The following is a 24829-nucleotide window of genomic DNA, read 5'->3' as shown; positions in this document are numbered from 1 at the left end:
CCCGGCATATAAAAAAGCCCAAGAAACATTGCGGCACTTTTTTGGAGTGAAGCAATACTTCTTGGGCATGAATGAAAAATGAATCAACAAAAGCCTTCATTACGCAACAAGATCTATTACTCACCCATAGTCGAATTATTTACGGTAATTCGGTAGAAACTTGCAGGCCATATCCCTGCTATTATACGAGTGAAACATTATATTATATTAATATCTGAATTATACCAACGCTGGCTCTATTTGAAAAGTAATTTTTGATAAAAAGCCGAACTTTAAATTAAAAAAATAAATCATTATTCGTATTATTAGAAAATTGTGAAATCACCAAACCTAAATAACTTGGATTTCCTATCAAAAAGAACACCATTTTCCATTTTACTGGTATATACCATGCGTTTTTGTAGCGACCCTAAAAAAAGAAGAAGGGTTTGAGATTTAACCCAAGTCCTTCTCAGACTGTAGGCAAACTTCGATTAAAATCGAGTTTGTCTACAGTTATTTATGGTTTGTACAATTTGACCGTTGATTTCCTCTACAGGCACTCGCTTTCCGGGGACGGTCCGGGAGCCTCCTCGTCGCCTTTGTGCCTCCGGGGTCTCCCCTGGACTCGCTTTTCCCGCAAGAGTCTCGCACACCCGCACCAATCAACTTTTTTTTAACTTTTAGATAGAATCCTTTTGCTTAAAGTCTTGATTGTTTTTAAATTTATAAAACTTGAGGGAATGAGGATGCTTTCTATCATGATTCTATTCAGCGAAATCAAATGAAAATGATTCCTTTAAATCAACTAGTGCCAGCGAACCATTTGGTTCGTGAAATGGAGGCTGCCATTGACTTTTTTTCATTTATGATTTGGTGAAAGATATGTATTCAACATATAAAGAGGGCTATCGTGAGTACAAATCACCAAAACACCTCTGTGCAACATGCTCATCATCTTTATCACCGTGTACAAAAGAATATCAAAAAGTGGTGACACGGCCTATCTGGCAAACATATGCGGAAGAAGCAGATCATCTGCGTCATCATTAAGATGTAAAACCTATATATGCGAAACGTAAAGAAACGATTGAGCGTGTATTCGCAAATGCAAAAGAATGGTATTCAATGGACTACTTTAAGGGGACTTAAAAATTGTCAATGCAGGCGATGCTTACTTTCGCTGCTGTTATTTTAAAGAAGATGGCCAATTGGACATGGTAAGGTCCAAAAATGGCCTAACCTGGTGGGCTTGTAGAGCCCCAATCTCTTAATTTCAGGCGGAAATTTAAAGGAAATTTCAAAAGGGGTTTCGGAATTTTTAATTCCGAACCCCTTTTGTCTACAAACTGAGAAGGGCTTGAGATTTAATCCAAGTCCTTCTTCTTTGATTCATTTGATTTTATAAACTTCTTTATATTTATCTTCAAGATACTTTATTAAATACTGAACATTCAGGCCTTCCCCTGTCGTTTCTTTCAAAATCTCCAGAGGCTTTTTTGTTTTTCCGTATTTATGTATTTTTTCATTAAGCCATTTCCTGATTGGTTCAATATCACCCGCTTCCAACAGTTCATCAAAATCAGGCAAATCTTTAAGCATCGATTGCTTGATTTGAGCTGCATACATATATCCCAATGCATAAGAAGGGAAATAACCAAAGCTGCCATCTGCCCAGTGTACATCTTGCAACACGCCCATTGCATCATTTTCAGGCACAATTCCCAGATAATCCTTGTATTTTTCATTCCAGACTTCCGGTAAATCCTTCACTTCAAGTTCCCCATTAAAGAGGGCCTTTTCCAGTTCATACCGAATCATAATATGTAGAGGATACGTCAGTTCATCTGCGTCAATACGGATGAACGATGGTTTTGATTCGTTAATGCCCCGGTAAAATTCATCCAGCGTCACATCTTGGAATTGTTCGGGAGCATATTCCTTTAATAAGGAAAATTTATTTTTCCAAAAGCTATGGTTCCGCCCAATGAAGTTTTCAAAAAACAAAGATTGTGATTCATGGATCCCCATTGATGTCCCGCTATCGAGAAGTGTTCCGGTTAACTCTTCAGCGATATTCTGCTCATAAATGGCATGTCCACATTCATGAATGGTACCAAAGATTGCCCCCCTAAAATCATTTTCATCGTATCGGGTCGTCACCCGGACATCGCCCCTATTTATTCTAATTTCAAAAGGGTGAACTGTTTCATCAAGCCTGCCAGCCTTGAAATCGTATCCTAGCTGTTTTAAAATTTCCAAGTTGAATTGATGCTGTTTTTCTTTTGGAAATTCTTTATATAGGAACGCTGTTTCCGGTCTATGTTCGCTTTTTGCAATCTGTTTTACCAAGGGAACGATCCTCGACCGAAGCTCACTGAATACGCCATCAAGTATATCTACAGTCATTCCTGGTTCATATATGTCTAAAAGGGTATTATATTTCGTCCCTTCATATCCCCAGTACTCTACGAACCTGCGGGTATATGCTACAATTTGCTCCAGATAAGGTTGAAATAAAGAAAAATCAGCTTTTTCCCTTGCCTCTTCCCATGCACTTTCGGAACGCGATTGTAAAATGACGAATTCCTTATATTCGTTCACAGGAATTTTCTTATTCCTTTCAAACTCTTTTTTACACTCTTGTACCATCTTATTCGTCGATTCACCAAGAATGGCTTTATCCATCGAAAGTTCTGCAATGAAGGATTCCATTTCCTTACTTGTGCTCATATTAAACACTTCGGAGGAAAGCATACCGATAACTTCGGAACGCTGCTCAACTCCCTTTTTAGGTGCACCTGTACGCAAATCCCAAAAAATTAACGCGAGAGCTTCATTATAAGCAGAGATTTTCTTTACATATTCTTTAAACTCTTTTTCTATCAGATCTATACCCTTTTTTTTCATATTCACTGCTCCTTCCAACTACACTTTACCATATTATACAAAAGTCTTTCATATCAGAACCACTCCGATTAATAAATTAAAATAAAAAAGAGCCAAGGGGTTCCCTTGGCTCTTTTTTTTGGGGTTATATTTAAATCGTTACAGGAAGAATGGATACAATCTTCTCTTTCACATGTTCCGAAAGATTCTTTTCAATCAAAATCTGGACGGTTCCCGAATCATTGCTCGTCCTGATCAAACGCCCTATTCCCTGGCGCAATCGAAGGAGCATGTATGGAAGATCCACCTCTTCGAATGCATCGGTAACCGAGTTACGTTTGGCTTCGAAAACCGGATCGCGAGGCGGGAATGGAAGCGAGTGTATCACTACATTTTGTAATGAAGGTCCTGGAACATCAAGACCCTCCCATAAATGATAGGAGAAAAGGACAGATTGCTCATCCTCTTGGAACTTCTTAACAAGCTCGCTGATTTCCGCTTCCCCTTCAAAATAAAATGGATAGGATGATACTGGGCAGTTTTCCTTGAACCATTGCAATTCTTCTTTTGAGTGGAATAACACTAGTGTTCGACCTTCATTTTCCTCAATTGTATTCATTGTATATTGAAGTTTTGCCAATTGGTCTCCATTTTCGAAGACCGGCATGTTCATATTCATGACTTCATCGTAATCAAATGGTGATTCAACGGAAAAGCTGTCATACTTTTCTATCCCTAAACTATCTGCAATATATTGGAAGGATTTATTATCCGATAATGTTGCCGATGAAAAAATGTAAGGGATTTTTTTCGAGAATACCTGTTCAGACAAGATATCCTGCACTAGCCTTGGCATGATCACCAATGTTTTGGTCATTTCATTTTCTTCAAACCAGGAAACGGCCTGTTCATCCTTCACAAATAGAGAAAGGGAGTAGCCCAGCTGCTCTAAATACTCTTCCGTTACTTTTAAATCATAATCATTGATCGTGTACATTTCCGCTTCAAAAACTAGGTTCTCCTCTAACTCTTCAACCTTTTTATGAAGCTTTTGGGCAAAGCTTGTTATTTCTTTTGACATTGGGATTTCATAACGATTAGACCCGCTGACAAGTATCGCTTTTTCATCCAACAAATCAAAAAACTCTTCATTGATATCAATTAAGTCCTCGATGATGTATAAGGTTTCTTCACGAACCTGATTGGCTGTTAGCAATTCCAGAACCGAAGCGAGGGTTTGTTCCCCAACTTTATAAGTTAAAGCCTTTTGAGCAGCAAATTCCAAAAGATGGCCTTCATCAAAGACAACACAGCTATGTTCAGGCAGTAATGGTAACTGTCCTTCACGCTTACGCTTTTCCTTAGTCCATACATGCTCCATGAAGAAGTCATGTGAACAAATGATCAAATCACTTGATTTTCGATAGTGGTCCCGTGATAGGGTTTGCCCACAACGATGGCGTTTATCACAAGTAAAACAGTTTTGAAGCTGATCCCAGCCAACTTTAGACCAGTCTTCATCATTTAAATATGGATACTGTTTACGGTCCCCATATGGTGTATAGGCGTTCATGGATGAGTTATCATGAACAAACTTGGGAAGTTCATCATAGAGCTGATCTATCCCCTCTGAATCCTCATGATTCACAGCATAATCCAATTTCTTAAGACATACATATTGATCGTGATATTTGGCAAGCCGGACATCAACTTCAATACCTAAAGCATTCTTGATTTTTTGGATGTCGCCTTCCTCTTTGACAAGCTGTTCAATCAACGTTTCATCTGCACATGAAATAATTGCCGGTTTATTCGTATATCTCGCATAACAAATCGCATACAGTAAATAGACCAAAGTCTTACCAGTCCCTACCCCTGCTTCAGCAAAACTTATATTTTTTTCTTTAAAGGCTTTTTCTAACTGAAAAGCCATGAAGATTTGTTCGTCACGCAGCTCAAATCCTTTTTCGGGAAGAATATCGTAAAAAACATCACCGATCCATTCTGAAAGCTTATCGTAAAAAGAATCTTCCTTTGTTACCGAAAAAGGCAGTGTTTTAAGCATCATGGTCTCCCCTTTTATCTATCATCATTATATAAAATCCGAATCATTATTATCTTAGGCAAAAGTATATTATCCTTTATTTCACATTAGTAGTCAAGATATTTACCTATTATCAGAATGAAAGGCAATATTATGTATGCTGTCTGGTTGCCCGATTCGTAAAATAAAAGACAGGCTCCAAGAGAGCCTGTCTGTAAATAATATAGGGTTGAATTAAGCTTTGTTTACGTTTGATGCTTGTGGTCCACGTTGACCTTGTTCTACATCAAATGTAACGTCTTGGCCTTCTTCAAGTGTTTTGAAACCTTCGCCTTGGATAGCTGAGAAATGTACGAATACATCGTCTCCACCTTCACGTTCGATGAATCCAAAACCTTTTTCTGCGTTAAACCATTTTACTTTACCTTGTTCCATTTTTGTTGCCTCCTAGTGTGTTCTCCACACATTATATTACTATCCTTGCTCAAAAGAATATTAAGGTATTCCTTAAATCTGAACAAAAATAATTCATTATTAGAATAACAGAAAAGGAAATGATAAGCAAGACTGGAACCTATTATGAATAAATCGTCCTGACTAGCAAAATCCTCCATTATATTCTACCTACTCATTCACCTTGAGGCTGCCTTGGCGGCCTTTTCCCCCAATATTGATAAAGGTCAGCACGGATGAAACCATTGAACAATTTCCTTTTTTTCGTTGCAGGCTTACCATAATGCTGTTCGAAGTCAGGATTGGAGGTAATCATGTATACCGACCATGTATCAAGCTTCTTGAAGGCTTGGCCCATTTCCCTATACATCTGCTCTACCGCTTTTTTCTCACCAAGACGTTCTCCATAAGGCGGGTTCCCGACAATGACACCATACTCTTTCTTGGTTGAGATATCCCTTACCTGCATTTGTTTGAATTCAATCAAATCACCAAGACCGGCTTCAAAACTATTCGCTTTAGCTATATCGACCATTCGATGGTCAATATCACAACCGGTTATGTCCAAGTATTGATCATAGTCGGCTAAATCTTCAGCCTCAATCCGCGCTTCATCCCATACCTTGCTGTCCATCCATGACCAGGTTTCAGAAACGAATTCCCTGTTAAACCCCGGTGCTATATTCTGTCCAATTAAGGCCGCCTCGATGGGAATCGTTCCAGATCCACAAAATGGATCTATGAAAGGTTTATCAGGCTTCCAATTGGTCAGCATGATTAACGCAGCCGCCAATGTTTCTTTAAGGGGCGCCTCTCCCTGCCCTGTCCGATAACCCCGCTTATGCAAACCCGCACCTGAAGTGTCTATGGTAAGTGTCACTACATCTTTTAAAATAGACACTTCAATTTTAAACAAAGGACCTGTCTCTGCAAACCAAGATACTTGCTTATATTTACTTTTCAATCTATCAACAATCGCCTTTTTTACAATAGCCTGACAATCAGGGACACTGTATAGCTTTGACTTAACGGATTTTCCACTAACAGGGAACTCGACATCGGCTGACAAGAAATCCTCCCAATTCAAGGCCTTTGTTTTTTCAAACAACTCATCAAATGAATATGCTTTGAATTCCGCGACTTTAATTTTCACCCTATCGGCACTGCGCAGCCATAAATTAGAGCGGGCAATGGCGGATTGATCCCCTTTATAGGTGATCTTACCATTTTCGACTTGACAATCGTAACCAAGATCCCGCACCTCCTTGGCAACAATTGATTCCAATCCCATTGCTGATGTTGCAATTATATCGAATTGTTTCATTAATCCTGCACCTTCTTTCCATTAATCCAATCAATGGCACTTTTTCCCGAATTTCTTTCATTTATGTATTTAGAATCAGGCATTGATTTTTTACATGTAAACCTTATGGCCCACCGCGTTTTTATATTTCAGTTAGCCGATCATGTAGCGTATTAATCACCGTGATGTAAAGCTATACTCAATTATCCATGTACCTTAGGATACATGCTGCAATTAAATCATCCGACCAATTATGTATGCTTCCCATCCATTATCCTGAAGTTTGAAGTTCTGTTTTTGTTACCTTCATTTTAGGGCTAATAAGGAACCTTTATAAATAGGATACCCAGAATCAAAGAAATGCTTAACATTCCAACACTATTTTTAAAAACGTTACCGACAGACTTCATTTAAGCCATTTTCCTAATCATTCGAACGCAATGAAAAACTTGCCAAGTTTTAAGTTTAACACAGCCATGTTTCAGAAAACGAAAAATAAATGGAAATGCCCAATCTTTTTATTATAATGCATTCTCCATAAACAAAAACTCTCCTTTTAAAAGGAGAGTTGTGCTTTTGGTGTTATATGATAACGTTTTGTAAGCCATGTTTTGTTCCTCAGTACTGCAAGCGACTCGCGTCTCGTACTTCGGCGGTAATCATCTATCTACAGAAGCATATGCTTCTGTCCTTCTCCTCGTTCAATTCCAAGGAAGAAAGCGCCCCTACCATTAATTTGGGTTTCTCGCTCGTGGGGTTTACCTCGTTCCACCCTTTACATTTCTGTAAAGGCTACGTCACTGTGGCACTTTTATAGGTATTCATGCCATATCCAAAAGGACTTAGGCATTTTCCCAGCCGTCAGCAATCCAAGATTGCTGCCCAAGCTTATTTTTTCGCCAGGCACGAACACTACGGACATCGCAGTCCGTGCGAGCATGGACTTTCCTCAACTGCATAAATGCAGCAGCAATTACCCAAACGTTAACATAACATAATTGATTATACTCCATTATTCACGAAAACACAATACCAAAATCATTTTCACTTTTACAATGCAAAATCTCAGTCAAAAAGCTTGTTACCAAAAACGTGCTTTTCCAAGTTGGATAACCGTTTAAGGATGTCAAAGTTAGTGGTTCCCGGAGTGGCACTGGGAGCAGGTTGATTTGGACGTTTTGTACTCTCTTCGGCTTGTTTTTTCAATTTAAGATTTTCTTGTTTAAGATCTTCAATTTCCTGATGGAACACTTCATAATCTTTAATGATCAGATCCAGGAATTGATCCACATCTTCAGGTTTATAACCGCGCATGGCTGTTTTAAAATCTTTTTCAAGAATATCTTTAGCCGTTAATTTTATCTTATCGGATAGCATAAGACTTCACCTCAATACTTTCGCCAATACAATCGACTTTTTATTATTTTTTCAAATCTGCTTGGGTTTGTCAACGAAACACCATTTTGTAAGCTTACTGTTTCAGAGAACGATATGTAATCCCATTAAATCTGTATCTAAATTTCATCATAATATGATTATGCTTTAGAAACAACTTTTAATCCATAATTATTTTCACTCCATCATTCTTCGGACCAGCTGGCTTCTTCCGCAGCCAGTTGCAGATCATCAAAGTTTATCTGAAAGATGGGGTATGGCTGTGTTTCCGCCTTTTTCATCGCCTCGAAATAAGGATATCGGGCTGATCCTTCTTTTTCAGCTTCGAAAATGATGAGCATGGCATCGCTTTTATGGACCATATACCTATTTTTGGTTTTCAGCTGTTGTGGCCCTTCATATGGTTTGTTGAAAATGGATTCGACAAAATCGGCACGGGCCAATATGGATCGGTAGTAATCTTGATTCGTCTCGTTCCATGACTCTTCCTGTTTCAGAAAAGGAGTAAGCACCCCTAATTTAAGCTGATGATATTCTTCCTGTAATTCGAACACCACTTCGGCACCCCATAGTTCCGTACCCAACTGACCTGAGATGATCACCCATTCCAGCCCGTCTTCCACCAATGGCAGGAGACGCTCCTTCATCGCTTTCTTTATATATTTTACGGCTTCATGGTCATTTTTGAATATCCCGAATTCAAAAGCTTTGTAGCCCGTCATATACAAAACCTTCATCTCTTGGCTAATCTCCTTTAACATGATTATGTATGAAAACAAGGGCTTAATAAGCCCTTATTTTTTAGTATCCGAAATGCTTAGGTGGACAGCATGGGTTTTGCGGCGGCCTGCCACAAATCAAGTGTTGATTATAGCACTCGTTCACCACGGATTGAGTATGCGGGAAATAATGCTTATACGTGTTCACATGTTTATTGACATTTGTAGTATGTGATGGATGAACGACAGGGATCACTGTGTTCGATACATTCGTATTGACATATTGCTGTGTTGGAGAGACTTGCGCTGGGGCAACTTGAGATGGAGATGTTTGGGTTGGACCATATTGCGCTGGAGACACAGCCGATGGACCATATTGCGCTGGAGATACAGCAGATGGACCATATTGCGCTGGAGATACAGCAGATGGACTATAGGCTCCCATTACGTTAGAGTTTTTACCAGCTGACGCTCCCATTACGTTGGAGTTTTTACCGGTTGATGCGCCCATTACTCCAGGTGCGTTCCCGTATGCTCCCATTACATTGGATGCTCCCATTACATTGTTAGATGCGCCCATTACATTGTTAGATGCACCCATTACATTGTTAGATGCACCCATTACATTGTTGGATGCTCCCATTACATTGGGGTTATTTCCTCCACAATTACGAAAATACATTTATAATACGTCCCCTTTCATCATGATAAGTTTAGTCTTACCATTACAGACTATGAAAAAAAGGGGATACGTGTACTGATGAAATGACCTATTTATACAGAATAAGTATAAAACGATGGATGGCTGTCAATAAGTACACTATCATTATTATATCTGGCTAACCGTCAAATGAAATGAGGAATTTTCTATAAAAAGGAATAGAGACTGTCTTTTAATGAAGTAAACAAAACTATCGTTAAACAAAGAACTACAAAAAATAGAAATAAAGTCGTTTTATACATTTCTCCGCTCCGCTTTCACCTTAATTTTATATGATGTAAAGGCATGAAATGAACGCTTCGGAATTTCACCCTCAACTCTTTCCATTTTACACACAATAGTTGAAGGCTACAATAAATGTATACATATTTTTTATTTTCGGCCTTTTGCACTAAAAGAAGTTTCTCACTCCCTAATCTTATACAGAAATATCCTTTGATTCCTCTTTCTTTTCGAGCCGCCGGATCCTCTTTTCCAATTCCAACTGTTTTTTCCCCAGGGCGGTCCCTTCCCTAACCATCTCTTGATGCGCGATTATTGAACATTTTAGAGCATGACCGACGTCCTTAAATTGATGTTCGTATAATTTCGCACATTCAATCTGTGCCTGTACCCTAATTTGCACATTCCCTTTTAAGGCGACTTCCTTCCAAATTTCCAAAGCTTCATCGAATTGTTTTTGCTTCTTTTTCTGGAAGGCTAATGCATGGCCAGCTATAATCCGATCTTCCTCATTACCCGCTTCCAATATTTTTTGATATGTCTCAACTGACTCCTCTTTTTTCCCCAAATAAGCAAGCCATCGTGCAATTTCCATGGACTCTTCCGTATATCCATCGATTTGGAGGATTTTTCGGGACAAATGAATATACAAAGTGATCAATGATAAGATATCCAATTCATTATGCTTCATGATTCCAAACAGTATTTCCGGATTCTTCCTCTCAACAAAATCAAAATAAATCATCGGTGCCAAATATCCAGGAATATCATCCTCCCTATGTACACCTAGAATATCTGTTTCGACAGCTGATAATTTCACTCGTTCCAATTTGTTTCTCCATAGGCGTCTTGAAGCATGATACAAATCGAAATGTCCGAATTCCGGTAGTTTTGGCACATGTTCCTTTATCAAGGTATGTCTCGTTTTTAACTGTGGCCAATCAAAGGACTTACCATTATAAGTGACAAGTGTTTCGTAATTGATGTTTTCCAAAAAGCTTTGATAAAGCGGTATTTCACTTCCAGGCTGCGGAAGGATATGTTGCTTCACGACTACTTCTTCACCTTCTAAATAGGCATACCCTAGTAAAAAAATGGTATTGCCGGCTCCGCCTCCTAGTCCTGTCGTTTCCGTATCGAAGAAAAACAGATCTTCACTTTTAACGCCCCTGGCGGAAAGTGGATGCTCCAATGAAGTTTGATTCCACTCTTTTACGACCTTTTTCAGCTCGGAAAATTCATATAACCCGTGTTTGTGATTTATAGGGTAGCGGACTTCCCTAATGAAACAATAGTCACCGTCGAAATGAAAGGAAACGGTATCGTTCTCAAGCCACTTTTCAAAGTAAGGAATTTCTTCATTCACTTTCTGGTCATTTTCTTCTACAGGAGAAGGTTGTTTCCCTAGGTTCATATGCGTTTTCATACGGTTCAATTTATTTTTTAAAGACATGAAATTACACCTCTTTTCACCTATCAATGCAATCTATTAATGTTTTTGCTTACAAAATTGACCTAATAATTGTTTGGCATCACTCTTGGCTGTTTTCGTTGCGGATTCCGTACCGATACAGGAAGGGCAGCCACTCTCACAAGTGCAATTTTCAATCATTGATATTGTTTCCAGCAAAATGACTTCAGAGTTTTCATATACTTTATCACTTAACCCTATGCCACCCGGATAACTATCATAGATAAAAATGGTCGGTTTTTCATTATGCGCTGCTTTAACCTGCGGATAAACATGAATATCATGCGGATCGCACATAACATATAGCGGAATCATGTAATTAAGTGCATGCGACGCACCTATCATTCCTTGTTCTATTCGATTTTCGTCCCACTTAAATATATCAGGATCCATGGAAAGCATGGCCGAACTCGTATGCAGTTCCATCTCAGGGAGACTGATTGGACCTGAACCAATATTTTCATGAGTTTCGAATTTGATTTTTTTGAAGATCGTAGGCATCGCCCGGATTGCGACATCACCAAAAGCAGCTGCTGTGGAAGCGAAAGTTCGCTGTTTATCGACTTCCAATACAGACAATTGAACAGCAAGGTTAGCATCCGTATAATAGTCCACATTGACTTCACGTACATAAGCCTTCTTTTCATCCCAATCAAGTTCTTCCACCTGAAATTGAATACCCTGGTGCAAATAAATGGCTTCATCGTGAAGAAGGGTCATTGCACTGAAAGTATCCATTTCCCCTATGACCCGATTAACCGGTGCATTCGTTTGGTCGATGATCACGACATTTTCCTGTGCCGCTGAGCGCAGGCTGATATTGCTTGCGGGAAAAGCATCATTCATCCAATGCCATTTGTCCCCATTTAGGTGTAAGACCCTTTCTTCCGTAAGGAATTCAAGAACGTCGATAATCTCTGTTTTCCCAAAAGTATCGCCTTTTTTAAATGGCAGCTCATATGCTGCGCATTTTACATGATCAACCAAGATCAAAAGATTATCCGGATTGATTCTTGCAGTTTCTGGATTTCTGGTAAAGAAATAATCGGGATGTTGTACGATATATTGATCAAGGGCACTGGAACTGCCGACCATGATGATCAATGCTTCACCATGCCTTCTTCCTGCTCGCCCAGCCTGTTGCCAGGCACTCGATATGGATCCAGGGTAACCTGTCATTATGCAAACCTGAAGCTGACCGATATCGACACCCAACTCAAGTGCATTTGTGGAAACCACCCCATAAATGGAACCATCCCTGAGGCCTTGTTCAATTTCCCTACGCTGTGTTGGCAGATATCCGCCTCGATAGCCCCTGATCGATTTTGGCCCCAATTGCTTTGACACAAGTTCCTGTAAATATGTCAATAGAATTTCCACTCGAACCCTGCTTCGCGCAAAAACGATGGTTTGTATTTTATTTTTCAAAAATTCATTTGCCAGCTTCCTGACTTCCAATACCGCACTCCTTCGTATGTTGAGCGGTTTATTGACTATTGGGGGATTATAAAATACAAAATGCTTTTTCCCACTTGGGGCTCCGTTATTATCGATCAGGACCATTTGTTTTTCCGTAAGCTCTTCTGCTAACTCCTTTGGGTTATTGATCGTAGCGGAAGTACAGATGAAAACAGGGTCGCTTCCATAAAACTTGCAGATCCTTTTTAACCTTCTTATGACGTTGGCTGTATGACTTCCGAAAACGCCGCGGTAAATATGAAGTTCATCAATGACCACATACTTCAAGTTTTCAAACAAAGAGACCCATTTCGTGTGATGGGGCAGGATTCCCGAATGTAGCATATCAGGATTGGTGATCACGATATGCCCGGCCTGGCGAATTTTTTGCCTGATGTTTGAAGGTGTGTCCCCGTCGTATGTATAACTATTTATATTAGCATCCATTTCATCAATCATTTCATTCAATTCGCTTTTTTGGTCATAGCTTAGCGCTTTTGTCGGAAATATATAAAGCGCCCTGGTTTTTTCATTTTCCAGTATTTTTTGTAGGACCGGCAAATTATAGCATAATGTTTTACCAGAAGCTGTTGGTGTGACCGCCACAAGGCTATTGCCACTGACAGCAGTGTCGAATGCAGTTGCCTGATGGGTGTACAACCCATTTATCCCCCGTATTTCAAGAGCATGCTTGATCTTATCATTCATTGCAGCGGGAAAAGGGACATGTTTTGCCTCTTTCGCTTCAATTACTTGCCAATGTACGATGTTATCTTTAAAATCCTCATTAGTTTTTAAATCCTTAATAACTTCTTGTAAATTTTTTCGCAGTTTCATATAACCACCTCATAATCCTATTCTACCGAATGAACGTTCTATGCAAAAGGGAAACTATTTCCTATTCAAAAAAAAAAGCTGGAAACGGCAACATCCCGTCTCCAGCTCTGTCTTTTTTATCATTTAATTCTTTTCGGCAAAGCGAATGATTTCTTCGAGTAGTCTGCTTGGAGCTTCCAGCATTCCCATATGGCCGCTACCCTTAAGTATAACTTCATGGATATGGCTACCTTTTGCAGAAAAGGTTTTTTCAACGGGAATTAGCTTATCCTCTTCACCTGCAACCAATAAGACAGGCAGCTTTGTGTCTTTGAGTACATGATTTCTGTCTATTCTGTTCCTCATGGCATGTAAAGACCCTATCGCACCGCTTTCACTTGTTTTATATCCGATTTCCTTAGTTTGTTCAATATTGGAATCTTCGGGATTAGAGAAAAGCTTTGGTATAAGTCCGTCAATGAAAGCGGGAATTCCTTCACTTTTGATTTTCTCGACAGATTTTAAGCGCCCAGCCTTTCCTGTTTCATCGTCCGGCAAAGCTGTAGAATGTACCAATGAAAAACCAGACAATTTCCCAGGAAACCCTTCTGCGAACGCCAAGGTGATATATCCCCCAAGCGAATGACCAAACATATATACCTTTGCGATTTCCAGTTCGTCCAGTAACGACGCAATATCAGCAGCCATATCATCAATCGAGAAAGATTCCCCTATTTCCTCACTTGCACCATGCCCCCGTAAATCAACGGCAATAACCCGGTAATCATCCTTTAATTCAGCAATGATGTCACTCCAATATTCATGACTTCCGCAAAATCCATGAATAAACAACAATGTTTTATTTCCTTTCCCGGTATCTATGTAGGAAAGCTTGCCATTATCTTTCATATAAATCCCTCATTTCCTTTTCTAATCATTCAGTAACGTTATTCCCTATAGTCCTTTATCTGAAACCCAACAGCGCATTCACATTTCTTAATTCCTCACATAGCCTATAGGCAAAGGAATTTTTTAGAAAGGAGCACCGTGATGACCTCTTCTGAAAAAAATAATAATCGGAGAATAGAACCCTTTACCCACTTCATTAACAAAATGGATCGGCTGTTTTCCGAAAGGCCTCCTAAAGGCATGCTGCAATCTCTTGACGATTTCTTCGGTTCGGCGAAAGAACGCAGCTTTCCGGTTGATGTTCACGAAACGCATTCAGAATATACACTTACCGCTACTTTGCCTGGAATTGCACGCAGCCAAATATCAATTGATGTACTGGCCCATGCTGTAACCATAACTGCAAAGCAAGTAGATAGAAGACATAAAAATCAAGGAATGTTTCAAAAAGAAGTTTCAGCAGGTACTCTTTCAAGAACCATTTCTTTTCCAAAACCCATTGATGAAGCAAAAGTCACCGCTCGACATCGCGATGGCATCCTCACGCTTCAGCTACCCAAAATCAGGGGGAATCGGATTGAAATCCATTAGACATGAATAAAAGCAGACTTAAAAAAGTGGCTGGGTCACTTGTAAGTCTGCTTTTCCTTTATTCACCATCTAAGCTTTGAAGAAGCCCCCTACTCCTTTGACCATTGAAGATACTTGAGAAACTGTATTCATCATTTGTCCAGCTGTATTCATCATCTTCGTTATATCCATCGAGCCATCTTGTGTTTTGAATTGATTCATGACCGATTTGAAACCCGATGGCTGGGGTTTTTGCATGAACTGCTGCTTAGGATATGGATTATGAGCCTGCTGCTGACCTTGCGGAGGTCTTTTAGCTGGCTGTAGCGGATTGGCGAACGGGCTAAAAGTTTGCGGCTGCTGATTGGACTGGATTGGCTGCATTTGTGCCATTGGCTGGCTTTGTGCCATTGGCTGCATTTGTGCCATTGGCTGCATTACACTGCTGCCCGGATAAGCTCCCACAGGCATCGCCTGCTGCTGGACAGATTGGAATGGATGATAGGCCGCTTGCTGATAAGGATCATGATATGGTGTCATATAGCCCCCTGTATCCTGGAGATGATATGGATACATAAATGGTTGTTCATGATTATTGGGCGGAGGATACGGCATTGGCTGCTGGTACCCTCCCCAATATTCCGTCATTGATTGAGGAAACTGTCCTTGATTTGGGGAGATATGGTTAAAACCGGATCTCATCATGTCAATGAGCCCTCCTCTTTTTTCATTACATGGTTCTGATAATATATGAAAAAAAGGGGAATAAAGTGTAGGTATTTTTATGATAAAATCCGATTGATTTCCGTTCTTACATTATTAAGGATGAATTCCACCGATTGAACATGGCTTTTAAATCGCTTATAACTTGTTTTTGGAAAAAATGCCTGTACGGCCACATCAGAAAGGTTATGGGCGGTTTGTTCGATTTGCTCGGGGAAAAGATGCCTAAATTCAGTTTCTTTCATCCACTCCTTCATTCCGGTTTCCCATTCGATGCATGCGGTCCTTACCTGGTCTGCAAACGGCTTGACTTCCGAAAAAAAATCCTTTTCCTTTCCTTCCTTCCGTACACCCTCATAGATATCATCCACTTGGTCCGTATATTTTATTAATTGTTCTGTTAATAGCTGCAGTTTTTCTTTTTGCACAATATATTCCTCCGCACAATTGTTTACCTTATTATAATCCAGTTCATTATAAAATGATATTCCTCTGGCTTATACGTGCAATTCAGTGAGAACATTGTGCTTTATTATTGTTTTTTTCGGGACAATGGAAAAGGAATGGTTTACACCTTCAGCATTCACCCAATAATCCTCGGCTTTCTCAATGGCTTCCTGGGCTTCGTTAACTAATGTATATTGCTCCGCCCATAGTTTGCACCGCACTGTATTTACAGTTTCCCCATATGAAATTTCCAAACGATCCAGGCTGGTACTGATCTCAGCTATCATCCTTAATATCTCCTCTGTTGCGACACTTTTATTGACCATGCTGATCCCTCCCATTCTTTACCTGTACTATTCTTTTTTTTATCAGAAAGCCCTTCATGACTGACAAAACTAGAAGGGAATCGGCAAAGAAAGTGCAATTCGCTTAATTTATTATGCCCTTCGACAACAATGGCAGAATGAAGAATGAAGTTTTAAACAAGAATACAGACAGGAGGTGATTTTATGCAGTCGAATGAAAGCAGACAGCAAAAAAACGAAAAACGACAAAAGCCGCCCACTAAAAAGGCTGGAACGGGAAATCCGAAGCTTAGCGGAGAAAACCGCCCCTCTACGTAAGACATAAATACTGACTGATAAAACAGGGGAGGCTTACATGACGCCTTCCCTGTTTGCTATTATAATATCCAATTTTTAATCATTGCTGCCGTATGTAGCTGCTTTTGTTTAAGGTCATACCAATCGGTCAAATGCGGGTCTTCTTCCCATTTGGGTTCAATGAACCATTTTTTTTTAACCTTTTTTTTCATATCCCATTGCTCTGTCATTCCTGCTTGATGATGAATCAATGGATATACTCCCCTCAGCATCGGGGTTTCATGGTACCTAGGATTTTTTCGATATTGTTCATAATCATATCTGGCACCCGTTGGTTCTGTCCTGCAGGAAAATTCATAGAATAGCGGAAACAAATCTTCAGAAAATAAAAGGCCGGCCAACCTTTTCCCCAATTCAATCCTTTTATCGATATTTCTAAAATGCGAAACGGACGATCCATATAGTTCTCCATTGCAAGCAGGAAATAAAACCGTGCTAAAATGCATCCAGTCCTGCAGGAAAAATAAGAGAGAATGAAATACGAAAGATTGTTTTTTAATAACCGGTTCTTCTATGATGTTTTGTTCATTTATGATGAGCGCAGTGACTAATTTTTCCCGATTTCCATGTTTCCAAAAGGAATACCATTCGTTCGTCATGAATTTGGTAATAAAAAAATAATGACATAAGTGAAACAAAGGACGTCCATACTTCGTCGAATAATGATAGAGAAGTAATTGCGGATAAGCATCTTGGAATATTCTCCAGTTGGCTTCTTCATACGTCAGGAATAAAAGATGCCTGTATTTCTGGCCAAGCAAATGGGAAAACCAAATCCCTTCAAGATCACACATATTCCAGCCTGCATTTCTAGAAACCATCCCCGCTAAAAAAGACCATTGTATTTCGGGATGCATTTTGAAAAATCGTTCATATGCCTTTGTCCTTGATATATTATCCCTATTTCCTTTAGCGGTTTGGGCTTTTATGGAATGTAGCAATTGCTTTTCCGTCATTAATATTCGCATCTATGTGTCCGCCTTTCTATAGAGATGAATTGTGACATATAGTTGTACATAAATCCTATCGTTCTAAGAAACAATTCTTTTTATTCACATTTTGGATTCTTTTTTTGCTAATATAGATAAGTGAAAAAAAGGAGGGGTAAAAGTGGCATTTCATTATCCCAACGGACGAAGATTTGTACCGCAGGCTATGGAAGAAAAGAAAAGCCCACTTAAAAAAATCAGTTACAGCAACCGGGGAAAAACATTGGAAGACGATTTGAACGAAACCAATCAGTATTATTTAGCACACGGCATTGCCGTCATCCATAAAAAACCGACACCCATTCAAATTGTCGATGTCCACTATCCGAAAAGAAGTGCTGCAGTCATTAAAGAAGCTTATTTCAAACAAGCATCGACCACCGATTACAATGGTGTTTATAAAGGAAAGTACATTGATTTTGAGGCAAAGGAGACGAAAAACAGCAGTTCTTTCCCTCTGAAGAATTTTCATGACCATCAAATTGAACATATGAAACAAATCGTTCAGCATGACGGAATTGCATTTGTGATCATTCGGTTTTCAGCAATGGATGATATATATGTAATGAGTTCTGAACAACTGAGTTTTTATTGGAAGAGAATGAAAGAAGGCGGGCGCAAATCTATAACTCTTCAAGAGGTTGAAAGCAGTTCACGAAAGATTACTCTTGGCTTTCAACCGAGAATTGACTATATTAAAGTAGTAGATTCGCTCATCGCAGAAAATTTTTAGTTTTTTTAGAAAGGCAGGTTAGCTGTAATGGCTGAAAAATATAATACTAGAGAAGAACGCCGAAAGCAGGGGCAGACTCAAAAAAAGGGACAGAAAACAGGTCCTAAAAAGCCAACAAATATGCTTAAGCGAATTTTCCTTATACTTGTTACAATCGGAATAATAGGCCTTGTTGCCGGAGGAGCTGCAATGGCTTACTTTATCAGCGACGCTCCAAAACTTGACGAAAAGCTTTTGAAAGATCCGGTCACATCCAAGATTCTCGATGAAAATGGTAAATTGTTAGCTGAAATCGGAAAGGAAAACCGGGATTATGTAAATTATGAAGACATACCCGATCTTGTCGAGGAAGCTTTCCTGGCAACGGAAGATTCCCGCTTTTATGAACACCACGGGGTCGATTTCTTACGTCTGGGCAGTGCCGTCATAGCCAACGTCAAAAACGGATTCGGCTCAGAGGGTGCAAGTACATTGACCCAGCAGGTTATCAAGCGTTCTTATTTAACACCTGATAAGACCATCAAAAGGAAAGTCCAGGAAATGTGGCTATCCATACAGCTTGAAAGAAAATATACAAAAGAAGAAATTTTCGAAATGTATGTGAATAAGATTTTCTTTGCAAACCGCGCAAACGGAATCTTAACTGCATCGCAAACTTATTATGGAAAAGATCTAAACGAATTGAAATTGAACGAAGCGGCCATGCTTGTAGGATTACCGCAAAGTCCAAGCAGGTATGACCCGTATAAATACCCTGAACGTGCAAAAGAACGCCGTGATATTGTCCTGCACTTAATGAATAAACATGGATATATCACCGAAACGGAAATGAAAAATGCACAAAGCATCGATATAACAGAGGGACTTCAAGAAATCGATAAGAGTCAAATCGATACGACGGCTTACGATGCATTCATCGATTTGGTAATTGAGGAAGTCGGGGATATGGGTGACTATAACGTCTTTACCGATGGTTTGGAAATCCAAACGACAATTGATAAAGATGCCCAGGAATATGTCTATAACATGTTGAATAGTGATGAAATCATCAATTATCCAAGTAAAGATCTCCAAGCCGGAGTCACATTACTCGATACAGAAACTGGTGAAATTAAAGCAGTGGGCGGCGGCAGGAACACGACGGTTAAACGCGGCTGGAATTACGCAACGGATGCCAAGCGATCACCTGGTTCGACCATCAAGCCGATTCTGGATTATGGTCCTGCCGTAGAATATTTAAATTGGTCCACCTACCATCAAATCAAGGATGAGGAATATTCTTACAGTGATGGAACATCGCTTAAAAATGCTTCCGGACGACATTATGGTACTGTAACGACTCGTGAAGCACTGGCACGGTCATTAAATATTCCTGCCTTAAAAACGCTTCAAGCAGTCGGATTGGACCGGGCACGTGATTTCGCCACTGAACTTGGCATTCCTTTTGACAAGGAAATTACCGAATCTGCAGCATTGGGCGGCGGTAAGGATGTTTCAACACTTGAACTTGCCGGTGCATACAGTTCATTCGGAAACAACGGTATATATAATGAACCGCATAGTGTGAAAAAGATTGTTTTACGTGATAAAACAACCATCAAAAACAAGACGGAATCAAAACCGGTCATGAAAGATTCCACAGCTTTCATCGTGACGGATATGTTGAAAAGCGTCATGAAAGAACCTTATGGAACAGGAAGGTTAGCCAATATACCAAGTCTACCTGTAGCCGGTAAAACGGGTTCAACCAATTTCACACCTGAACAGCGTGCAGCGAACAACATCCCATCTTCCGGTGTAAAAGATAGCTGGATGGCAGGTTATACAACCAATTATACTGTCGCGGTTTGGGCTGGTTATGATAATGCATCTGGTGAGAAAATGGAATATCTGGGTGAATCATCTCAAAGGATCCCTAAATCCATCTTTAAGAACTTAATGGAACATATGGCTCAATCAAAAGAAACGAAAGACTTTGATCAACCTGACAGTGTTGTGAAGGTTGGAGTCATCAAAGGTTCGAATCCAGCTGTTAAAGCCAATGAATACACACCAAGCAGTAAAATCACTTATGAATATTATGTTAAAGGTCACGAACCGACACAAGTGACGACAGAATATGAAAAAATCGACTCACCTGGCATTAACGCTTCTTACAATCAGGAAAGCAATGAAATCAATCTTTCATGGTCATATCCTAAAGGAAATGGGAATACCCAATTCGAGGTTAAGATGTCCGTTGATGGCGGAGCAGAGAGCGTATTAAAAAAATCGAAGGATACTAGTTTAACGATCCCTAATCCAACCCCTGGTAGTAAATATACTTTCTCAGTGGTAGCTTTAGTGGATAACCAACAAAGTGATCCTGCGAGTACATCAGTCAAAATACCTGCTGAAGCGGAAGCTCCTGAGGATACTGAGGACGAGGAGATTAAAGATCCGGCCGAAGGTGAAGATCCTGAACAAGAAACGCCTGCTGAGGGCGAAGAAGATAAGCAAGACGAAGACAAAAATAACAATGGCGAAAACGGCAATAATGGAAATGACGAAAATAACGGCAATAATGGTAATAACGGTAATGGCAACAATGATAATAATGGTAATGGCAACAACACTGATGATGGAAATGGAAATGGAAATGGCAATAATGGTGGTGATGAGGACGTCGAAGGCGGGGATGATGCCACTGACCCTGGAACGGTAGAAGAGGAAAAACCAGTCGAGACCCCTGACCCTAACCCTAACCCGGACCCAGATCCAAACAAAGATACGGAATAAATATATATAAGGATTGACTTAAAAAACGTCTAAGCTAAAAGCTTAGACGTTTTTTTGGATGTTCTTATTTTTGATCATGAACTTCACATATTGCTTTTCAAATTCTCGGAACAACTCACTAAGCTGTCTATATGAATGAAAAAAAGCGGGTCTAGCAAGGATGAAAGAAAGCCTTTCAGCAAGGTTCACCGGAATATTGGTAAAGGATTCTATTTTTGCCCGTAAATCACTCAAAACCACTGGCTTTCCATGCATCCAGAAGATTGCGGTTAAAAATAAACCGATCCCCTGCTTCATGAGTAACAAAGTCTGCCCCACTTTTCGCTCGGAAAATAGCAAACTGCATTCTGAATCAATTCCCTTCCATTTTTCCAGCAGTTCCTTTATATGCAATGCCCCCATAGTCCAAGGAGCATAAGCCTCTACATTATTATAATAAAGTAACTCATACGGAAAAGCCTCGAATGGGATCGTTCCACTCCAACCTGCAAAACGCTCTTTTTCCAAGTTGGTTTCCTTTTCAGGAAAAAACAAAGGGTGGTCCAATACTTCAGGGACTTTTAATGATATGGACTGCGTCAATTGGCTTCTTTCCTTTTCATTCTTTTTTTTCCTTCACGGCATAATTCAAGAAGCGGGCAGGTTTCACATCTTGGTGACTGGGCCTTGCAATGATAGCGTCCAAAGAATATCAGGCGGTGATGCGTAACGGACCATTCATCCTTTGGTATCTTAGCCATCAACGTTTTCTCAACATCAAGGACACTATCCTTCCAACGGCATAATCCCAGACGCTTGGAAACACGCTCTACATGGGTATCCACAGCAATCGCAGGCACATCAAAAGCAACGGAAACGACTACATTCGCCGTCTTTCTGCCAACGCCAGGCAATTTAACAAGCTCATCACGATCTCTGGGAACTTCCTTACCGTATTCTTCGATCAGCATGCGCGACAACTTTTGTATATTCTTAGCCTTGTTACGAAACAAACCGATTGAGCGAATATCATTTTCCAGCTCTTCTATCGGAACGCTTATGTAATCCTCAGGCGTTTTATATTTTTGAAATAAATCCTTCGTTACTTTATTGACTAATACATCCGTACACTGAGCTGACAGGGCAACAGCAATCACCAATTCAAATGGATTGGAGTGATTCAGCTCACAATGGGCATCCGGAAACATTTCACCCATCGTATCCAGACAATATCGAATTTGAGCTTTATTCAACATATTGGTTCTCCTTCAATTTACATTACTGCTCGAGCCAGTTATAGAAAGGCACATCTTTCAATGGTCGTGCATTTTCCGTCTTTCGGTCCCTCTTTTGGTGAACTCTAAATTTTTGTCCTTGCTCCCTTGCCTGTTCCAAGGTTTTAATTCCATTCTTTTTCCACTCGAATAAAATTCGATCAATATATCGGAAATTCAATTTTCCGGAAATGACAGACTCCCTCAAAGCTGACTTAATGATTTCGGGTTGATGGTCATCCTCCATCCACATTGCCAATGTCTCACATTCATAAGGAGATAAAGGGCGGCCGAACTCCTGTTCAAAAATCGTATAAAGGCTCTCCCCCGCTTTTTGGATTTCAGCAGACTCTGTCTGTTTCAAAGTTTTCAAGAAACAGTCCATCATTTTTTCATAAAGTGGAGACAACGAGTATTTTTCCTGTCCGATTTCTTGGCTATCCTCAACCATCATTTCAATAAATCCCCTTTGGACCAAACGCTGGATCAAGAATAGACATTCCGTTTCCTGCAATGTCATTCGGTCAGAAAGTTGGGATGGTGCAGGGAAATGGTTACCTTTATCTATGAAGCTTTGCAATTGTAATAAAAGGACCATTTCTTGTTCATTTAGTCCCATTGTACTATAGTTAGTCAGCAAAAAGGATGGAATCGTTATCGTTCCTTCCTTAAACCACGCATATAAATGTTCTTTATTCATGTTTTTGGACACCTCTGGTTAAGTATAACATGAATACGGCTCCCCGAATAAGTTTATAATTTTAACAAAAAACGGTTATCTGCCAAATATGGCAAGATAACCGCTTCATTACGGAATCAAGGATATAATCGATTTAATAGGCGTGGGAACGGGATGGTTTCACGGACATGCTCGACTCCACTGATCCATGCAACGGTACGTTCCAATCCCAAACCGAAGCCTGAATGCGGTACAGAGCCATATTTTCTTAATTCCATATACCATTTGTAAGCATCCTCGCTCAAGCCATGCTCATTGATTCTCTGCTCTAGCAATTCCTGATCATGAATCCGCTCTGAACCGCCAATTATTTCTCCATATCCTTCTGGAGCGATCAAATCGGCACAAAGAACGACTTCTTCCCTGTCAGGGTCTGGCTGCATATAAAAAGGTTTGATTTTAGTTGGGTAATGAGTTATGAAAACGGGCTTATCATAACTTTCCGCAATCGCAGTTTCGTGCGGAGCCCCAAAATCATCACCCCATTGGATATCATTAAATCCTTGTTCATGAAGGAACTTAATGGCCTCATCATATGTAATACGCGGGAAAGGAGCTTGAATTTGTTCAAGCTTCGCTATGTCACGGCCCAGTGTATTCAACTCAAGCTGACAGTTTTTCAATACGGATTGGACGATCGAAGAAACGAATTGCTCCTGAACCTCCAGGTTTTCTTTAAATTCGATAAAAGCCATTTCTGGTTCAATCATCCAGAACTCGATTAAATGTCGTCTTGTTTTGGATTTTTCTGCCCTGAAGGTAGGTCCAAATGAAAATACCTTCCCAAGTGCCATGGCAGCCGCTTCCATATAGAGCTGACCACTTTGTGAAAGGTATGCATCCTCATCAAAGTACTTGGTCGCGAACAATTCACTCGTTCCCTCTGGTGCGCTTCCAGTTAAAATTGGGGGATCCACTTTAACGAAACCTTCTTCATTAAAGAATTCATATGTAGCACGGATTATTTCATTACGGATCTTCATGACTGCATGCTGCCGTTTTGAACGCAGCCATAAATGGCGGTTATCCATTAAGAATTCAGGACCATGCGCTTTAGGTGTAATGGGATAATCCAATGATTCATGAATGATTTCAATATCTTTCACCTGTAACTCAAAACCGAACGGCGAGCGTTCATCCTTTTGAATGACACCTGTTACATACAAGGATGACTCTTGCGAAACCGATTTCGCAAGAGCGAATATTTCTTCACCCACATCAGCTTTCACGACCACACCTTGAATGAAACCAGAGCCATCACGGATTTGAAGGAAAGCAATTTTCCCACTGGAACGTTTGCTGGCAAGCCAGCCTCCAATGGTTACTTCTTGTTCGACGAATTTGCTAGCATCTTTTATTGTAATTTTCACGGAATTTACCTCCAAAAATAGCTTAACTTACTAAGGAATTTACTCTACTTATTATACCCATAGCCCTGCTTACAAGCAAATAAATCAATTGAAGTAGAACTTCCATGCCTTTTCTATCACTCTTATTATGTTTGGAGCATACCCGCCAGATTATATGGTAGATTATTTTTCACTATCGCCCAAAGC

The 24829-nt window shown here is 40.0% G+C and carries 21 protein-coding genes, 1 other RNA gene, 1 pseudogene and 1 riboswitch; of the genes and pseudogenes, 4 read left to right on the top strand and 19 right to left on the bottom strand.

Annotated features, from left to right (window positions below; all coding sequences use genetic code 11):
• Positions 1-107 precede the first annotated feature (107 nt).
• Positions 108-209, bottom strand: a riboswitch (purine riboswitch).
• 661 nt (positions 210-870) lie between these two features.
• Positions 871-1203, top strand: a pseudogene (locus ACSR9O_RS10010) (transposase); the annotation flags it as partial.
• 168 nt (positions 1204-1371) lie between these two features.
• Here the strand turns inward: ACSR9O_RS10010 and ACSR9O_RS10005 are convergent.
• The 11 genes from ACSR9O_RS10005 to ACSR9O_RS09955 form a co-directional block, all read right to left on the bottom strand.
• Positions 1372-2889, bottom strand: a complete 1518-nt coding sequence (locus ACSR9O_RS10005) for a carboxypeptidase M32 (protein ID WP_101222363.1) — start codon at positions 2887-2889, stop codon at positions 1372-1374.
• 130 nt (positions 2890-3019) lie between these two features.
• A complete protein-coding gene (locus ACSR9O_RS10000; protein ID WP_491724332.1) occupies positions 3020-4936 on the bottom strand; it encodes an ATP-dependent DNA helicase in 1917 nt (638 codons plus the stop codon).
• 210 nt (positions 4937-5146) lie between these two features.
• Positions 5147-5347, bottom strand: coding sequence for a cold-shock protein (locus ACSR9O_RS09995; protein ID WP_034307871.1), 201 nt, complete (start codon positions 5345-5347; stop codon positions 5147-5149).
• Between the two features lie 193 nt (positions 5348-5540).
• Positions 5541-6689, bottom strand: a complete 1149-nt coding sequence (locus tag ACSR9O_RS09990) for a THUMP domain-containing class I SAM-dependent RNA methyltransferase (RefSeq protein ID WP_101222366.1) — start codon at positions 6687-6689, stop codon at positions 5541-5543.
• A gap of 574 nt (positions 6690-7263) precedes the next feature.
• An RNA gene (gene rnpB, locus ACSR9O_RS09985) (RNase P RNA component class B) lies at positions 7264-7653 on the bottom strand.
• 80 nt (positions 7654-7733) lie between these two features.
• Positions 7734-8045, bottom strand: a complete 312-nt coding sequence (gpsB, locus tag ACSR9O_RS09980) for a cell division regulator GpsB (protein WP_061463822.1) — start codon at positions 8043-8045, stop codon at positions 7734-7736.
• 203 nt (positions 8046-8248) lie between these two features.
• Positions 8249-8800 (bottom strand): SLOG family protein, encoded by a 552-nt coding sequence (locus ACSR9O_RS09975; protein ID WP_101222367.1) that lies wholly within the window; start codon positions 8798-8800, stop codon positions 8249-8251.
• A 64-nt stretch (positions 8801-8864) separates the two neighbouring features.
• Positions 8865-9464 (bottom strand): CotD family spore coat protein, encoded by a 600-nt coding sequence (locus ACSR9O_RS09970; RefSeq protein WP_491724331.1) that lies wholly within the window; start codon positions 9462-9464, stop codon positions 8865-8867.
• 457 nt (positions 9465-9921) lie between these two features.
• On the bottom strand, positions 9922-11178 hold the full coding sequence (locus ACSR9O_RS09965; RefSeq protein ID WP_101222368.1) for a ribonuclease H-like domain-containing protein: 1257 nt from the start codon (positions 11176-11178) through the stop codon (positions 9922-9924).
• Positions 11179-11214: 36 nt separating this feature from the next.
• Complete coding sequence (locus ACSR9O_RS09960) at positions 11215-13491, bottom strand: DEAD/DEAH box helicase (protein ID WP_260358976.1); 2277 nt, start codon at positions 13489-13491, stop codon at positions 11215-11217.
• Positions 13492-13614: 123 nt separating this feature from the next.
• Positions 13615-14379, bottom strand: coding sequence for an alpha/beta fold hydrolase (locus tag ACSR9O_RS09955; protein ID WP_101222370.1), 765 nt, complete (start codon positions 14377-14379; stop codon positions 13615-13617).
• 141 nt (positions 14380-14520) lie between these two features.
• Between ACSR9O_RS09955 and ACSR9O_RS09950 the strand changes: the two genes are divergently transcribed.
• Positions 14521-14970, top strand: coding sequence for an Hsp20/alpha crystallin family protein (locus ACSR9O_RS09950; protein WP_101222371.1), 450 nt, complete (start codon positions 14521-14523; stop codon positions 14968-14970).
• A 69-nt stretch (positions 14971-15039) separates the two neighbouring features.
• On the opposite strand, the gene ACSR9O_RS09945 is transcribed toward ACSR9O_RS09950, so the two are convergent.
• The 4 genes from ACSR9O_RS09945 to ACSR9O_RS09930 all read right to left on the bottom strand — a co-directional run bounded on the left by ACSR9O_RS09945 (position 15040) and on the right by ACSR9O_RS09930 (position 17749).
• Positions 15040-15654: a YppG family protein gene (locus ACSR9O_RS09945; protein ID WP_491724330.1), complete on the bottom strand. Its 615-nt coding sequence runs from the start codon at positions 15652-15654 to the stop codon at positions 15040-15042.
• A gap of 77 nt (positions 15655-15731) precedes the next feature.
• Positions 15732-16100: a YppE family protein gene (locus ACSR9O_RS09940; RefSeq protein WP_157830997.1), complete on the bottom strand. Its 369-nt coding sequence runs from the start codon at positions 16098-16100 to the stop codon at positions 15732-15734.
• A gap of 69 nt (positions 16101-16169) precedes the next feature.
• The gene (locus ACSR9O_RS09935) at positions 16170-16445 is read right to left on the bottom strand and encodes a hypothetical protein (RefSeq protein WP_101222373.1); all 276 of its coding nucleotides are present in this window, start codon (positions 16443-16445) and stop codon (positions 16170-16172) included.
• 356 nt (positions 16446-16801) lie between these two features.
• Positions 16802-17749 carry a DUF2515 domain-containing protein gene (locus ACSR9O_RS09930; RefSeq protein ID WP_260358978.1) on the bottom strand — a complete coding sequence of 316 codons (948 nt, stop codon included), beginning with the start codon at positions 17747-17749 and terminating at the stop codon, positions 16802-16804.
• A 142-nt stretch (positions 17750-17891) separates the two neighbouring features.
• On the opposite strand from ACSR9O_RS09930, the gene recU reads away from it, so the two are divergent.
• Positions 17892-18503, top strand: a complete 612-nt coding sequence (recU, locus tag ACSR9O_RS09925) for a Holliday junction resolvase RecU (protein ID WP_101222375.1) — start codon at positions 17892-17894, stop codon at positions 18501-18503.
• 27 nt (positions 18504-18530) lie between these two features.
• The gene (locus ACSR9O_RS09920) at positions 18531-21281 is read left to right on the top strand and encodes a PBP1A family penicillin-binding protein (RefSeq protein ID WP_491724329.1); all 2751 of its coding nucleotides are present in this window, start codon (positions 18531-18533) and stop codon (positions 21279-21281) included.
• Positions 21282-21323: 42 nt separating this feature from the next.
• Here ACSR9O_RS09920 and ACSR9O_RS09915 read toward each other — a convergent pair whose 3' ends face one another.
• The 4 genes from ACSR9O_RS09915 to asnS all read right to left on the bottom strand — a co-directional run bounded on the left by ACSR9O_RS09915 (position 21324) and on the right by asnS (position 24643).
• Positions 21324-21863, bottom strand: a complete 540-nt coding sequence (locus tag ACSR9O_RS09915; protein ID WP_101222377.1) for a YpoC family protein — start codon at positions 21861-21863, stop codon at positions 21324-21326.
• Entirely contained in the window at positions 21860-22516 is a 657-nt protein-coding gene (nth, locus tag ACSR9O_RS09910) for an endonuclease III (protein WP_101222378.1), read from the bottom strand. The genes ACSR9O_RS09915 and nth overlap by 4 nt, the downstream gene beginning before the upstream one ends.
• 22 nt (positions 22517-22538) lie before the next feature.
• A complete protein-coding gene (locus ACSR9O_RS09905; protein WP_101222379.1) occupies positions 22539-23234 on the bottom strand; it encodes a DnaD domain-containing protein in 696 nt (231 codons plus the stop codon).
• A 116-nt stretch (positions 23235-23350) separates the two neighbouring features.
• On the bottom strand, positions 23351-24643 hold the full coding sequence (gene asnS / locus ACSR9O_RS09900; protein ID WP_491724328.1) for an asparagine--tRNA ligase: 1293 nt from the start codon (positions 24641-24643) through the stop codon (positions 23351-23353).
• Positions 24644-24829: the final 186 nt, after the last annotated feature.

The organism is Peribacillus sp. B65, assembly GCF_058513295.1.
This window is presented reverse-complemented; position numbering and strand designations above follow the sequence as displayed.

Coding starts and splice junctions, on each gene's coding strand:
- ACSR9O_RS10005 (WP_101222363.1), bottom strand. CDS start 2,889: ATGAAAAAAAAGGGTATAGATCTGATAGAAAAAGAGTTTAAAGAATAT.
- ACSR9O_RS10000 (WP_491724332.1), bottom strand. CDS start 4,936: ATGATGCTTAAAACACTGCCTTTTTCGGTAACAAAGGAAGATTCTTTT.
- ACSR9O_RS09995 (WP_034307871.1), bottom strand. CDS start 5,347: ATGGAACAAGGTAAAGTAAAATGGTTTAACGCAGAAAAAGGTTTTGGA.
- ACSR9O_RS09990 (WP_101222366.1), bottom strand. CDS start 6,689: ATGAAACAATTCGATATAATTGCAACATCAGCAATGGGATTGGAATCA.
- gpsB (WP_061463822.1), bottom strand. CDS start 8,045: ATGCTATCCGATAAGATAAAATTAACGGCTAAAGATATTCTTGAAAAA.
- ACSR9O_RS09975 (WP_101222367.1), bottom strand. CDS start 8,800: ATGAAGGTTTTGTATATGACGGGCTACAAAGCTTTTGAATTCGGGATA.
- ACSR9O_RS09970 (WP_491724331.1), bottom strand. CDS start 9,464: ATGTATTTTCGTAATTGTGGAGGAAATAACCCCAATGTAATGGGAGCA.
- ACSR9O_RS09965 (WP_101222368.1), bottom strand. CDS start 11,178: ATGTCTTTAAAAAATAAATTGAACCGTATGAAAACGCATATGAACCTA.
- ACSR9O_RS09960 (WP_260358976.1), bottom strand. CDS start 13,491: ATGAAACTGCGAAAAAATTTACAAGAAGTTATTAAGGATTTAAAAACT.
- ACSR9O_RS09955 (WP_101222370.1), bottom strand. CDS start 14,379: ATGAAAGATAATGGCAAGCTTTCCTACATAGATACCGGGAAAGGAAAT.
- ACSR9O_RS09950 (WP_101222371.1), top strand. CDS start 14,521: ATGACCTCTTCTGAAAAAAATAATAATCGGAGAATAGAACCCTTTACC.
- ACSR9O_RS09945 (WP_491724330.1), bottom strand. CDS start 15,654: ATGATGAGATCCGGTTTTAACCATATCTCCCCAAATCAAGGACAGTTT.
- ACSR9O_RS09935 (WP_101222373.1), bottom strand. CDS start 16,445: ATGGTCAATAAAAGTGTCGCAACAGAGGAGATATTAAGGATGATAGCT.
- ACSR9O_RS09930 (WP_260358978.1), bottom strand. CDS start 17,749: ATGCGAATATTAATGACGGAAAAGCAATTGCTACATTCCATAAAAGCC.
- ACSR9O_RS09920 (WP_491724329.1), top strand. CDS start 18,531: ATGGCTGAAAAATATAATACTAGAGAAGAACGCCGAAAGCAGGGGCAG.
- nth (WP_101222378.1), bottom strand. CDS start 22,516: ATGTTGAATAAAGCTCAAATTCGATATTGTCTGGATACGATGGGTGAA.
- ACSR9O_RS09905 (WP_101222379.1), bottom strand. CDS start 23,234: ATGAATAAAGAACATTTATATGCGTGGTTTAAGGAAGGAACGATAACG.